At 49.1% G+C, this 12,152-nt stretch carries 15 protein-coding genes; 2 read left to right on the top strand and 13 right to left on the bottom strand.

Annotated features, from left to right (window positions below; translation table 11 throughout):
* Nucleotides 1-191 precede the first annotated feature (191 nt).
* From A8O25_RS23275 to A8O25_RS15285, 12 genes are all read right to left on the bottom strand, one after another.
* On the bottom strand, nucleotides 192-341 hold the full coding sequence (locus tag A8O25_RS23275) for a hypothetical protein (RefSeq protein ID WP_161947765.1): 150 nt from the start codon (nucleotides 339-341) through the stop codon (nucleotides 192-194).
* Nucleotides 341-2,422 carry a hypothetical protein gene (locus A8O25_RS15335; protein WP_066836457.1) on the bottom strand — a complete coding sequence of 694 codons (2,082 nt, stop codon included), beginning with the start codon at nucleotides 2,420-2,422 and terminating at the stop codon, nucleotides 341-343. The genes A8O25_RS23275 and A8O25_RS15335 overlap by 1 nt, the downstream gene beginning before the upstream one ends.
* A gap of 15 nt (nucleotides 2,423-2,437) precedes the next feature.
* Nucleotides 2,438-2,656, bottom strand: coding sequence for a hypothetical protein (locus A8O25_RS15330; protein ID WP_066836455.1), 219 nt, complete (start codon nucleotides 2,654-2,656; stop codon nucleotides 2,438-2,440).
* Between the two features lies 1 nt (nucleotide 2,657).
* Nucleotides 2,658-3,632: a hypothetical protein gene (locus A8O25_RS15325; protein ID WP_066836453.1), complete on the bottom strand. Its 975-nt coding sequence runs from the start codon at nucleotides 3,630-3,632 to the stop codon at nucleotides 2,658-2,660.
* Nucleotides 3,633-4,034 (bottom strand): hypothetical protein, encoded by a 402-nt coding sequence (locus A8O25_RS15320; RefSeq protein WP_066836451.1) that lies wholly within the window; start codon nucleotides 4,032-4,034, stop codon nucleotides 3,633-3,635.
* Nucleotides 4,035-4,105: 71 nt separating this feature from the next.
* Nucleotides 4,106-4,918, bottom strand: a complete 813-nt coding sequence (locus A8O25_RS15315) for a phage head morphogenesis protein (RefSeq protein WP_066836449.1) — start codon at nucleotides 4,916-4,918, stop codon at nucleotides 4,106-4,108.
* An 8-nt stretch (nucleotides 4,919-4,926) separates the two neighbouring features.
* On the bottom strand, nucleotides 4,927-6,147 hold the full coding sequence (locus tag A8O25_RS15310) for a phage portal protein family protein (protein ID WP_066836447.1): 1,221 nt from the start codon (nucleotides 6,145-6,147) through the stop codon (nucleotides 4,927-4,929).
* Between the two features lie 17 nt (nucleotides 6,148-6,164).
* The gene (locus tag A8O25_RS15305; RefSeq protein ID WP_066836445.1) at nucleotides 6,165-6,578 is read right to left on the bottom strand and encodes a DUF1320 domain-containing protein; all 414 of its coding nucleotides are present in this window, start codon (nucleotides 6,576-6,578) and stop codon (nucleotides 6,165-6,167) included.
* Between the two features lie 48 nt (nucleotides 6,579-6,626).
* Complete coding sequence (locus A8O25_RS15300) at nucleotides 6,627-7,994, bottom strand: PBSX family phage terminase large subunit (RefSeq protein WP_066836443.1); 1,368 nt, start codon at nucleotides 7,992-7,994, stop codon at nucleotides 6,627-6,629.
* 15 nt (nucleotides 7,995-8,009) lie between these two features.
* A complete protein-coding gene (locus tag A8O25_RS15295) occupies nucleotides 8,010-8,246 on the bottom strand; it encodes a hypothetical protein (protein WP_153042772.1) in 237 nt (78 codons plus the stop codon).
* A 56-nt stretch (nucleotides 8,247-8,302) separates the two neighbouring features.
* Entirely contained in the window at nucleotides 8,303-9,049 is a 747-nt protein-coding gene (locus A8O25_RS15290; RefSeq protein WP_066836439.1) for an RNA polymerase sigma factor, read from the bottom strand.
* A gap of 11 nt (nucleotides 9,050-9,060) precedes the next feature.
* Nucleotides 9,061-9,708, bottom strand: a complete 648-nt coding sequence (locus A8O25_RS15285) for an MjaI family restriction endonuclease (protein ID WP_066836437.1) — start codon at nucleotides 9,706-9,708, stop codon at nucleotides 9,061-9,063.
* A 146-nt stretch (nucleotides 9,709-9,854) separates the two neighbouring features.
* Between A8O25_RS15285 and A8O25_RS15280 the strand changes: the two genes are divergently transcribed.
* Together A8O25_RS15280 and A8O25_RS15275 are read left to right on the top strand one after the other, a co-directional pair.
* Nucleotides 9,855-10,211: a hypothetical protein gene (locus A8O25_RS15280; RefSeq protein WP_066836435.1), complete on the top strand. Its 357-nt coding sequence runs from the start codon at nucleotides 9,855-9,857 to the stop codon at nucleotides 10,209-10,211.
* A gap of 17 nt (nucleotides 10,212-10,228) precedes the next feature.
* A complete protein-coding gene (locus tag A8O25_RS15275) occupies nucleotides 10,229-10,672 on the top strand; it encodes a lysozyme (RefSeq protein WP_066836433.1) in 444 nt (147 codons plus the stop codon).
* Nucleotides 10,673-10,799: 127 nt separating this feature from the next.
* On the opposite strand, the gene A8O25_RS15270 is transcribed toward A8O25_RS15275, so the two are convergent.
* The gene (locus tag A8O25_RS15270) at nucleotides 10,800-11,930 is read right to left on the bottom strand and encodes a DUF3943 domain-containing protein (protein WP_161947764.1); all 1,131 of its coding nucleotides are present in this window, start codon (nucleotides 11,928-11,930) and stop codon (nucleotides 10,800-10,802) included.
* Nucleotides 11,931-12,152 lie beyond the last annotated feature (222 nt).

The following is a 12,152-nucleotide window of genomic DNA, read 5'->3' as shown; positions in this document are numbered from 1 at the left end:
AAAGGTGGATCGCGAAAGAGATGACGTAGGAGAACAGGCGGTACACCGAAACCTGTGACGGTGAGTTTGCCGCCGAAAGGGTGGAATCCGAATTCTTCGTCTGTAGGATCTGACTGTGTATCTCGGAAATAGATCTTGCCATTTAAATACGTTTGTTTTATACATATTTAAATGGCAAGACCGTGATGTGTTTAAAATATCAATACTGTTTCACCAGCACTTTCGCCAGTGATGAAATCCGCTGAAGTCATACCCATCGCGGAAATCTCACCGATCTGTTCTGGTGTCAACTCTGGTGTCTCTGAGACGAAGAAGTTGACATCGAATACAAGTTCATCCATTATGTTCTGTTAACGATCGCTTTGATTTTCACACCCGCTGGAAGACCATTCGCGGTGTAGCGGATATATGATCCAGCCACGTTCGCGGCGGCTGCGTTGAACGGAAGCCATGTGGTACCGTTGGTCGAATATTGCCACGTGCCGAAGCCGCTTTGAGCCACGGTGTCAGACAGGATCACTATGTTTGTCTGTACGTTGTACAGTTTTATGGTCAGGTCTGGAACGCTGGTGTCGAAGGCTTCATCCAGTCTGTACGCGATCTGGCTGTTCACCAGACTCGAATATTTCGTGGAAGGCTGAAGGTGTGAATCCGTGTTCTGGTCTTCATATGTCACTGTCAGTTCTTTGATCTGCGCTGGAATACACGTGTTTCCCGCGATCCTGAAAGTGATCTTGAACTGGATCTGGTTTCCAGAAGCACCAGAAAGGTCACCTTCATCACAGGCAGTCCACGAGCCACTGTTGTCGGCGATACCGCTTGTTCTGTAAAACAGGTTGTATGTCTCACCACCCACAGCCAAAGCACCTTTCCCGTGGGTGGTCTTCGCCTTTACCAACACGCTTTCGAATTTGTGAGCGTTTGGAAGATCGAAAACTGGAGTGATCAGACCTTGGTTCTGGTTCATTAAACACTCAGCACCCAAAGGGATCGCGTACACTTGGTTGTTCAGTATCGACGTACCCATCCTCGCTGTGTGCATCACCCCGCTTTCCACCCAAGATGTGAAAGTCATTCCAGTGATCGAAGGGAACACTGGTGAATCACCTGACGCGCTGGACTGGTCAAACGTTCGCGCTTCACTCATGTAGTTAATATCGAAAGGTGATCCATCCGTTCTGTATTTTGTTATATAGCTTTTTCCGATTGTCGAAGCCGAAATATTAACAACAAAAGCGTCGATGGAATCTGAGTATTCGATACTTGAAAGTGCGGCACCAGCCTGTACTGTAGCAGAACCACCGTTCGGAACTTCCACCATCGAGTCATTGACAAATGTGGTGGAACCGTTCGTGATCCCACTCAAGGCGCATCGGTTAATACGTGTGGTGGTCACGAAGTAAATGGACTTTTCACCAGCACCCGCGCCATGTTGTGTCGTACAGATCCTCCCGTTGTTGGTCTGAGAGGCGGCACCCGTAATGGTCGCGTTACCAGTGGCAAACAGGAAAGCTTCTGACGATTTACCAGCAGACAAAGAGTTCAGCGGTTGACGGGCGTTGAATTTGTATATCTTAAAACCAGAGTTTAACAGATACACATCGTGGTTACTGAAGGAAGACATTTCGTCAACGGCGACACCCCAAGCGAGTGTGGTGGTCACCGTGGCGGCATCTGCCAGCCAGTAACACGCGCGGATGTTGTCGATGTTGGTGGCGGCTGGAATAGTCACACCCCCGTTCGCGAACGTATCAAAGTTCAATCCTTTCACCAGAAACAGACCGCCGTTCGTCACCGTGGCGTTGGTGGTCGCGATCAAACCGCGTAGTTCTTCGAAGACGAAAGGAACGTTGTTCACGGGTGCGTCCACTGGAGCGACCAAAGTGATCTGTGTGTCGGTGTCAACGGTCGCGATCTCATACCATCTGGCAGACTGCGAACGAGTAGTGGAGCCGAAAGAGATCCTTCCACCAGCGGCGAAACCAGCCGTCTTCCAAGCGGTACCAGTACCAGTCACCGTCAAACCAGAAGCCGAAACCGTACCCGTGGTGTACTGGTAATCCAGCATTCTCACGCCACGGATGGTGTGGTTCGTGGCGGTCGGGAAGGTGACTGTGATAAAGCCTTTGTACGCATACTCACCAGTCAGTTTGTTAAATTCATACAAAACCTGTCTTCTTGTTGCGGCGGCAGACCCGCAATCACTCAGGAAGACATACTGTGTATTCCCATCATATTCGATGGCCTGTGGGTAAGCGACTTCACGCGCCGAAGGTGATTCCATCGGACGCGCCACCGCGAGTGGCATCGGCCCGACATACTCACCAGACTTTCGGATCAGGTCAATGACCGTCACTTTGTCTTTGTCATATGTCTTTGTCAATGTGGCGTTCTTGAACTTTATGCTTTTATAATTCTTCATCTATAGGATTTATTTTTAATAGGTCATCTGAATCGTGATGTGGAACCTGTTCAGGTAGGTGGCATCTGAGACGTACACATTTATGGTCTCACCTTGGATCTCATATTCTTTGGTGAACTCGATCTGAGCGATGTCTTCCGTGTATAGGTTGTAGTAAGTATGTAGGCGGGAAGCAACGATGTTGCTCACCATGTCACCCATTATTTGTTTCAGGTCTTCGAAGTCCAATCCCATTTTATATTTGATTCTTTTTTATGTACAGTTTCAACTGGCAGACCTTCACGGTCGATGACACCACGTGGAATTCCAGCGCGTCACCAGCGACCAGATCATTGATCCAGTACTGGATGTATTCTTTCTTGTATGTCTGGTTGACCAGCTTCGGGAAGTTCCCTTCGATGAAGTTCGCGCCGTTCAGTTTTATGTTGAATTCGATGTCACCCGCTTCTGGTGTGGTGATCGAGTACGCCACGATGGTACCCGCGAAACCGATGGTCTTCGATCCCTTCAGACCCGTCTTCAGTGTCTTGGTGCTGGAAAGTGACACGGTGATCTCTTCCATCGCTGGTACCGTGTAGGTCTCACCTGCCGTGGCGGTGACGGTCTGGTTGGTGTTGGGATTCTGGATGGTGACGGGTAACTGGACACCGACAGCTACATACACGTCGCCTTTGTCCAAATATACCACGCTGTCACCATCGATCACTTTCGCTGGTTCAAGGTTGGCGGGTATTTCCACCACATGGTCATCGACCACGATCTGGATTCCGTCGATCTCGAATTCCACCAGATCATTGTCCTGTTGGATGTATTCGATAAACCGCGTGGTGTAAGTCAGAATATGGACGTAAACGTTCGTGAAGGACTTGTCCTGTTCTTCGCTGGTCTTGCGTAACTGGTAGAAATTCACGCCGTCGCTGTAGTTGTTCAGTACCGTGTTGATGGTGTCTTTGAACTGTTTCTGGTCGGTGAAGACGTGGCTGTAATTCTCAGATACCAGATGAAATTTGATGTCCACGGTTCCGTACTGTTTGTCGTGCGCGGATCTCATTTCATATTCCTTCTGACCAAACTCGATCAGCACCGAAGGAAGGAAAAGTTCGTCTTTGCCTTCAGCCATGTTCTGGATCTGGTTGTTGAACTCCCTCACGTCGGTGATGAAGGTCTGGTCAAGAATGCGTTGTCTCAGTATATCATAAATGATGTCCATTTATCGTGGGAATAGTTTTTTCAGCCTGTTTTCGATCAGCTTGATCACCTGAGCGTCCAGCGTTTTCGACGCGTACAGGAATTCGCGTTTGTCGATGGTGGCGGTACCGTTCTGGTGGTACTCACCATATGGAACATCGTTCTGGATCACCGTTTTGAAAAAGGAAGCCGACTTGACGTACATCCCGTCTCTGAGGTCACCAGACTTCACCAGAAGTTTCCTGTTCACTTTCCACTTCCGCTCCTTCCACTTGGTGAACCCGTCCTTCTCCGTACCCTCTTTGTTGAAGTTTTTCCTGAAGAAGAGAAGTGAGTGTTGCGCCACGCTTTTCGCGATGTCCTGTTTCTGGTTGATGAACTCGTGTTTGATCTTCCAGAACCCGAATTTGTCCTTTCCTGCCATATATATTTAAATGGCTGGTACGTCTTGTGTTTGCACAAAAAAAGGGATGATCACGTCATCCCTTTTGCTCTTTATCTCGCGTCACCTTTGAAGGTTCTGTTCGCGGCGTACTCATTCAACTGTTTTACTGTTTCATCATCCAGATCCTGAAAATATGTATGGTTACCGCCGAAGATGGCTTGTTCCTTGCCAGCGTTAAAGTTGAAGGCGGTGTCACCATGATACGTCTCTTCCCGCTTCATTTTCGTGATACCTTCGGCCTGTGCGTCGGCTTCCGAAAGTTTCCTGACAGTGCAGCGGCACCCGAAGCCATTCACGGGAAAGTGGGTGTTCCAGAACGGGTGATCCACTGGTAATACGTGGCGGTGCCACTTGGAATGTTCATCGCGTACGCGGTCATCATCCTTGGTGACGTACATCAAATACGGGAACCTGTCTTTCGTCTTCTGGACATCATTCCAGATCGCGATGTTCTTCGCCGTTTCCGTGGCGGCGTTGTATTCCGCTTTCAGCCAGTGTTTGTGGTGGTTCAGCGATATCTTCAGTGCTTCCTGTTCGAACTCTTCATACGCCACCTGTTTCCCTTTCTTGGTCAATAGTGACGCGATGGCTTTCTGTTCTTGGTGCGACTTGAAGACAGAAAAGACATTCAAATTTGTCTGAAGTGCTCCGATCACACCGCGATCGCGCTGTTGACCGTACCCGCTTTTCACGGCGTTGTTCAGGTACCCATACGTGGTCTTCACCACGTTTTCATCCACCAGAGCATCATCGACACCGCCCGTCTGGTAGATGCGTTTGTACATATCTGTCAGAAACGGAAGGAAGGTCTTGAAGAAGTCGATGTTCACCAGATCACCAGTGTGGCGGTGATGGAATTCCACACTGGTATTTAAAAATTTCCAGCGGTGTCTTCGTCTTGGTTCGGTGCTACTGGTACGGCGGGTTTGATGTCAGATTTGATCACGGGAATACCGAATTCTTTGATGATGTAGTCTTCAGGAATCTCGTATTTGCCAGTGTTCAGGAGTTCCTTCACCCATGTGAACTTTTCGGTCAGGCTGGTTTTCACTGAGGTGTCGAACTGGAAGGTCAGACCTTTCAGCGGGTACCCGTGTTTGATCAGTTTCGGGATCAGAAGGTCATTCACGATGAACTCCATTTTCCTTTGGTCGGCTTCGGCGTAGTCTTCCGCGACACCTTCGTGGACGGTGGCCTGTGCTTTGCTGGAACCGTTGTTGGAAGTCATGGTCTGACCTTGGATCACCTTCGCGATCTGGTTGTCGATGTATGTCAGAATAGTCTGGAACACTTCGCCGTTGCCTTTGGTGGTTTCGATGAATTCCACCAGTTCGGTTTCATCCACGACCATCCAGCCAGCCGCGCCAGCATTGTCCAGCATGTTCTTCATACGCTCGATCTTCGTCTGGTTCTGCATGTCGGTTTTACCCACGCGAAGCGGCATCCCGAACAGTTCGGCAAACTGGACGTTTGCCGCCAGAATCATATCCTTGTATAGAAGTATTTTGGCTACTTTCAGCAAAACACCCAAACCGCATTCATCGATCTCGATGTTCCACGCGGCCTTCTCTGGTTCTCTGTAGTCCACACCGACCACATCGAAAGATGAAGCCACCACCAGACCCAATTCTGGTTTGACGTGGAAACGATCCACCAGTGTGATTTCGGAAAGCTTGCCGTCTTGGATGTCACCCATCTGGATCAGTGAGTGACCGTACAGTTGCGCTTCCAGCGCGTACTTCATGAAGTTACGGAACCATGAAGTCTTGAACAGCGCGGTCTTCTCCGCGTCTTCCTTCCCGTTCTTGTCCACCAGTTTGAAGTCTTTGGCGAAGGTCTTGTTGAAGCGGCTCTGGATCTGGCTGTAAATCTCTGGGTCGTTCAGGATGTTGGTGTAAATCTGGTACAGGCGGTACCGCGAAGGGTTCGCGATGGAACCAGCCGCTTCGATGGCGTGGTTCAGATCCTGTACGTCCTTTCTGGCCTGTGACTGTGGAAGCTTGTTGAAATTCTTGTCCAGACGCGTGTGTTCTGGCTGTGGCTTGTTCAGGAAGTTGTTGATTCGGCTCCCCCAATTACTCAGTATATTCACTTACATATTCTTATTTTTTATAAGCCGTAGCGGAAAGGCTTGTTACCACCATAAAAGAAGGTGGTGGCGGTCTCTTCGGTCTGGATCAGTGGAAGGTCTGGTATCAGTTCGCCTTTCCTCACCATGTTCAACCATTTGATCGCGTTGTCATATCTCGCGATTCTGGCTTCTGAGACGGCGCGTGGGTTGACCCGTGACATAAGGTGGAAAACAGCGATGTCACACGCGTACATCACGATCTGTTCGTTTCTGGTGGCGGTCGGCTGCGTGAATATCGCGTTCACGTCAAACCTCTGTTTCAGGTATGACTGGATTTCCGCGATGGCTACGTCCACGGCGTTTTCAAGTATGGTCGGGTCTGACTGTGTGATCTGGGAAATGGATTCCTGTTTGATGATCAGATCAAAATCGGAAGGGGTTAAAAAGTACATTCTTCACCATTTATTTATACATATTTAAATGGTGAAGAATGCTTGTGTTTACAGATATCTGGATGACCGCTTGTTGTAACCGATCACGTACGGAAGGACGGTCTTCCCGCGCTGGAATATCTTCCATTCGACTTCGAAGACCTTACACATCGCGTAGTCAAAACAGTCACTGGCATGACCCAATTTTTCGTAAACGGAGCCTGTGACTTTGTCCTTCGCCTTCGGCTTCACCTTGCCTTTGATGTCTTCCTTCTGGTAGGAGAAGTCATTGATCAGAATTTTGCAGTCTGGTGAGATCAACACCGTGATGTCTTCGAAGTTGTTTTCGAAAATGTCGTTGATGAACTGACCGCGCTGTTTCTGTGGCGGGTGACCACCATCGACATAAAATTCTGGAGAATAGTCGGTCAGTTCCTGTTCGATGATCTTGTAATCGTTCACGCTGTTGGCCGCGCTGTTCGCCTTACCAGCGGGATCACCTGTGACGTACAGTCCAGAGTGATGATGTGGGTACCTGCGTTTGAATTCCTGACAGTTTGATTTGATGGAGTTGTTCGGGTACTTCATCGCGATCTCATCGAAGAAATGGATGGTGGTGTCATCGTGTAGCTGGAACAGAAGCGTGGTGGAATGCGGGAGGAAGTTGAAATCCCAAGACATATAAATCGCTTTGTCTGGATCATACTTGACCTTCTTCGACACGTGCTTGAATTCGTCGAACTTCTTATAAAAGCGACCTTCCTGTGACTCCGTACCCCATTTATTTTCGAGGTACACCTGTTTGGCCTTCGCGTCATTTTTGATACGACCCATCAACGCTTTCTTGTACTCTTTGGTCAGGAAGGCATTGTCACGGAAGGTGGATTCGATCACCAGCGTGTCTTCATCCACGTCTTTGTCGAAGAATTCTTCCTTCAGCCACAGCGTCTCAGATGTCGGGTTGAAAGACAGGATGATCTGTGGGTAATTACCCGTGGCATCGCGAAGGCGAAGGTCAAGCTGAAGTACTTCTTCCTTGGTGCTTTCACTGGCTTCCTCATACCAGACACCAGAAATACCTTTTATAGATTTGATCTTCTCCGCGCCGTTGTCAGACATGCCGTAGAACAGCACTTCGTTCCCGTTGTACTTGTTGATGATCTTCAGCGGCTGTGTCCTGAACTCGAAGAGCGAAGCGAAACCCATGTCGGTGATGGTGTCTTTTAACGTCCTGAAGACGGATTCCGCGAGCGTGGTGGCGGTTTGCCTTATAACCAGAAAGCGGTGGTTCCTTTCGGTAACCATCCGCAAAACTATTTTCTGAGCGACACCGATGGACTTTCCAGAACCACCGCCACCTTTCAATATGATGTATCTGTGTTGTGATGGGATCAGCTTATCCGCGACCCATTGATTGACTTTTATGTTTAAACTCACCCATAGTATTTTATTTTATGATTCCAGATCTTCATCGCTTTCTGGTGCGATTGGAAGGATGTTGATCCCACCACCCATCAACTGTTTCAGGAAGGCTGGAACGTCATCGGTCTTACCGTCACGGCCTTTGTACAGTGACAGCCAGAAGTTCACTTTGTCTTTCGGTGGAAGGGTGTTGTATGCTTTGATCACATCCACAAAGGTGTCCTGAAGGAAGGTGTCAATACCTTCTCTCAGATCCTTTCCTTTCACCTTTGTAGTGGTCGCGACTGAACCGACTTTCCGTCCAGCACCTTTCGGGTTTCTCCCTACATTCTTTTCTTCCATTCGCTGTCGATATTTTTTATGGCTGGATCTTCTTCCAGCATTTTGTTCACCAGTTGTCGCGCTTCGTACAGGCGGTTCCGAACGATGTCGAAACTGATTTCCAGTTTCTTCGCGATCTCCTTGTATGTCATGTTTCTGGATTTCTTGTTGGAGTCCACCGACGTGTTGTAGTATTTAAGTCTGAAGACGCTGGAAAGGTGCGGCGGTAGTTGATCCAGATATTTGTTCTTGATCTGGTGTGATTTCACTTTGTCGATATACTCTTTCAACTCGCGTTCGCTTGCCGCGCCGTACTCCTCTATATATATAAATGCTGGATGGGTCTGGTGTTTGCTCTGGTCAAGCTGGTCGTTCTGGTTGTGGTGCTTCGGCATCACGGTGAACTCGCCTTCGCCGTAGGTATAGCCCAAAAAGCTTTCTTCTGAGCCGCTGACATCCAGATGGGTTTTGTGTTTTTTCTGGTTCGCGATGTTGGTGTTCACATACTCGTTCCTGAATGTGGTGTAGAAATAGTCGCGGTACGCGCTGTCATCTACGGCGGTGAATCCTTTCTTCAGGATGGCTTCATATGCCTTCAGGATTGCGTCTTGGTAATTGTCGTTGAATGCTTCGGTGTAGTACCCGAACCTTCGGATCAGATAGGATTTAAAGTTCTTTCTTGCTGTCTTGTCTTCTGCAACCACGCGGATAAATCTGTCCGCGTGGTCTTTGTTTGATAGGTCTTTCAATTCTCATATAATTATTTTTTAAGGGTGTTCAATTCGTCTTTTATTATATCCACGATTTCATAAAAGTTTGAAAATTGGCCGCTGGAATTATAGTAGAGCCAGTGTACTTTCTTGTCGTATTTCTCCGTGAAACTGGTGTTCTTGTCCGTATCTCGTTTGATGATGGATGGGTCAACCCCTTTGTATGTCTCTGGCTTGATCTGAATGGCTCCCACACACTTCGCGGTGCTGTTGCCGTACACCAGATCGACGGCGTACTTTGAATCAAAATCGGTCGGTACGGTCTTGAAAGTGATTGTGTCACCAGAGAAGGTGGCGTTGAAGTGGTTCTTCGCTTTGGTCTCCATGTCACCACCTCGCATGGATCTGCGGATGAAGACATCGTAAACGAACAGTTTTATTTCTTCCAAGCTGTGGCGGCTCTCACCGCTGAAATGTACGGTCTGGAAATCGTACACGTATTGACTGGCTTCATCCAGATTCATCTTCGAATACTGGTTGAATAATGCTTCCAATTCATCCAGTGTTTTCGGGTTGAATCGGTTCTTCAGATCCATCATATAGACGGTCTTGGATGCGTTGTTGACGCGGCTTGAATTAAATAAAAGGTTCAGTGATTTCTCGTTCCTGAATTTTCCATCGGTTGTTAAAAATGACATTCTTCATGTGATTATTTTTTAAGGTTATTCTATAGGTATATATATCTGTAAATAGTCGCCGTTTTGGTTTTTGACCGTTTTCGACCGAAAATATTTCAACTTTTTTTTCTGACCCAAACAAGCCAGACCCATCCATTTAAATATGTATGGTGAAAGAGTACAGATTGGAGTTTTTGGGGAAGTGGCTGTCGATTAACGAAGCGTATTCGGTGAACCGATGGAAGCGGAACGCGGTGAAGAAAGAGTGGAACGAGCGGTTCAAACTCATGATCGCGGAAGCTGGTATCCAGCCGTTCACGGTCTTTGAACTGGAAATCGTGTTCAGATCCAGAATGGACGTGGAGAACGTCGCGGCTGGAACGAAGATTCTGGTGGACACGCTGAAGACCGAAGGCATAATCCCGAACGATGACGGTCGGTACTACAAATCATTCACATCCAGACGTGACCAGTCACTGGCTCACAACACCCACCAGATCACCATCCGTGTGATCGAAGAATAAAAAATAATGTATGAACCTTGAAGATTTCGAAGAATGGAATCGAACTGATAAAGCGGTTCGAAGGGTTGCGCCTGAAGGCGTACCTGTGTAGTGCGAAGGTGGCGACCATCGGGTACGGCACCACGAAGTACCCGAATGGGAAGGCGGTAAAATTGGGTGACACCTGTACGCTGGAAGAAGCGGAAGCGTACCTGAAGAACGATCTGAAGGTCTTTGAATTCTTCGTCGGTAAGTGCCTGACCAGAGCGGTCAACCAGAACCAGTACGACGCGCTGGTATCGTTTGCGTACAATTGCGGCGCGGAAGCTTTGCGGAAGTCCACCCTTCTGAAGAAGGTGAACAATGATCCGAGCGACGCGACCATCGCTGGTGAGTTCCAGAAGTGGGTGAACGCTGGTGGCGTGAAGGTGAAAGGTCTGGTGACCCGACGCACCACCGAAGCGAACCTGTACTTCGCATAAAAGAAAAGGGAATCCAGAGCGGGTTCCCTTCTTTGTTTTTGGGGTGATCGGTCACCCTATTTTTGGCGGCAGTTTGAACAAAAACAGCCCGTTTCGTTTGCACATTGGGGTGTTCAAGGTTTGAACATCACACTTTTTCGCCTATAAGTAATTGATTATCAGTGTAGAAAAAATATTTGTTTGAATAGTCATAGTACTGAAAGAAACCGGTGAGCAGGTCCATTTTACCCAGTTTGCCGTTTCTGCCGAACAAAATGCCGTAGCCCGTGATGTTGTTGATCACCCCCGCGGTGGTGTCTTTGCCCCCGGCGCTCAGTTCCACCCGCAACCGGAACAGGTCAAAGGGTTTGCGCTTCTGCACTTCAAACGGATTGCCGTAGTCCAGCTGCGCGTTGAACATCACCTTGGTGTCACCGTCGCCGAAGACGTCATCCTGCTCCTGGTTCTGGCGGTGCACCCCGGCAAAGAACGTCAGGTTGATGGGTTCCTTCTCGTAGACCTCCCTGTTGGTCACCTGCCGGGTTTTGCCCTGCAGGAGGCGGTTCAGGCCGCGCATGGGGTTTACCAGCCCGGCAGCTACCTCCCGTATCACGCGCTCACGGCCGGTGGTGCGGTCATCCAGAATGTTGGAACTCAAGCGGTACAGGATTTCGCCCAGGGCGGCGCCGTTCAGCGGCGTATAGATCAGGTCATTGTAAGACGGCAGGGTGTTCTCGCCAAAGTACTCCCAGGTGAGGCTTCCGCCTACGGCGAAGGGCAGTGACTGCCAGTAAGTATAGCCTTGGGAACGGGCGGCGTTAAAGTAGAGGGTGCCCTGGTACGGATGGCCAATGAAGTTGATCCCAAATTCATCTGTGTCCCATTCCGGTTCGGTGCGCAGGTTGCGTTTCCAGGACTGGGTGCTCACGTAGCCGTAATCTGCCTTGGCAATGAACCGGTTATAGCCCATAAACACGGCATTGATGCCCACCACCTGCGCCACAGGTTTCCAGAGGGGCTGGCGCGGGTTGTACTCAGGGTCGTCATGGAGCAGGTCGCCGTATTTGTTGAACAGGGTGGTGTCCAGCAGAAAGGTGTTGGCGGGCTCCGTGCCGCCCACAGAGTCTCTGAACAGCCGTTTCTGCCGTTCTTTGATTCGCTTTAGCTGCTGCTCCCGGTTGCCCAAGCCAGGCTTGATGGAATCTGGGGCGGTAATCACCTGTGCCTGCAGTAATGCTGCTGACCAAAGGCAGAAAAACAGGGTGTAGAATATTCTCATAGAAATGGGGTGTGGGGCAGGCAGAGTATGCCCCACGCCATGCGCCTGCATGCCCAGGAGGTGTCGCCTGTACCTACACGCGTTCTACGTATAAACACGGTAAAAGTGGCCGTAGCCCTTGCTGCCCCACCTAAACCCTTTACATGCAGCTGATTATTTTTCTGTTTTCGCTGTTTTCAGAAAAACAGCCCGAAAACAGAAACTGGTGCCCCTGGTAACCTC

It is taken from the genome of Rufibacter ruber (assembly GCF_001647275.1).
GTDB classification, from domain to species: domain Bacteria; phylum Bacteroidota; class Bacteroidia; order Cytophagales; family Hymenobacteraceae; genus Nibribacter; species Nibribacter ruber_C.
This window is presented reverse-complemented; position numbering and strand designations above follow the sequence as displayed.

What these genes read in the sequence shown, in the direction of transcription:
- A8O25_RS23275 (WP_161947765.1), bottom strand. Translation starts at nt 341, where the DNA reads ATGGATGAACTTGTATTCGATGTCAACTTCTTCGTCTCAGAGACACCA.
- A8O25_RS15335 (WP_066836457.1), bottom strand. Translation starts at nt 2,422, where the DNA reads ATGAAGAATTATAAAAGCATAAAGTTCAAGAACGCCACATTGACAAAG.
- A8O25_RS15330 (WP_066836455.1), bottom strand. Translation starts at nt 2,656, where the DNA reads ATGGGATTGGACTTCGAAGACCTGAAACAAATAATGGGTGACATGGTG.
- A8O25_RS15325 (WP_066836453.1), bottom strand. Translation starts at nt 3,632, where the DNA reads ATGGACATCATTTATGATATACTGAGACAACGCATTCTTGACCAGACC.
- A8O25_RS15320 (WP_066836451.1), bottom strand. Translation starts at nt 4,034, where the DNA reads ATGGCAGGAAAGGACAAATTCGGGTTCTGGAAGATCAAACACGAGTTC.
- A8O25_RS15305 (WP_066836445.1), bottom strand. Translation starts at nt 6,578, where the DNA reads ATGTACTTTTTAACCCCTTCCGATTTTGATCTGATCATCAAACAGGAA.
- A8O25_RS15285 (WP_066836437.1), bottom strand. Translation starts at nt 9,708, where the DNA reads ATGTCATTTTTAACAACCGATGGAAAATTCAGGAACGAGAAATCACTG.
- A8O25_RS15280 (WP_066836435.1), top strand. Translation starts at nt 9,855, where the DNA reads ATGGTGAAAGAGTACAGATTGGAGTTTTTGGGGAAGTGGCTGTCGATT.
- A8O25_RS15270 (WP_161947764.1), bottom strand. Translation starts at nt 11,930, where the DNA reads ATGAGAATATTCTACACCCTGTTTTTCTGCCTTTGGTCAGCAGCATTA.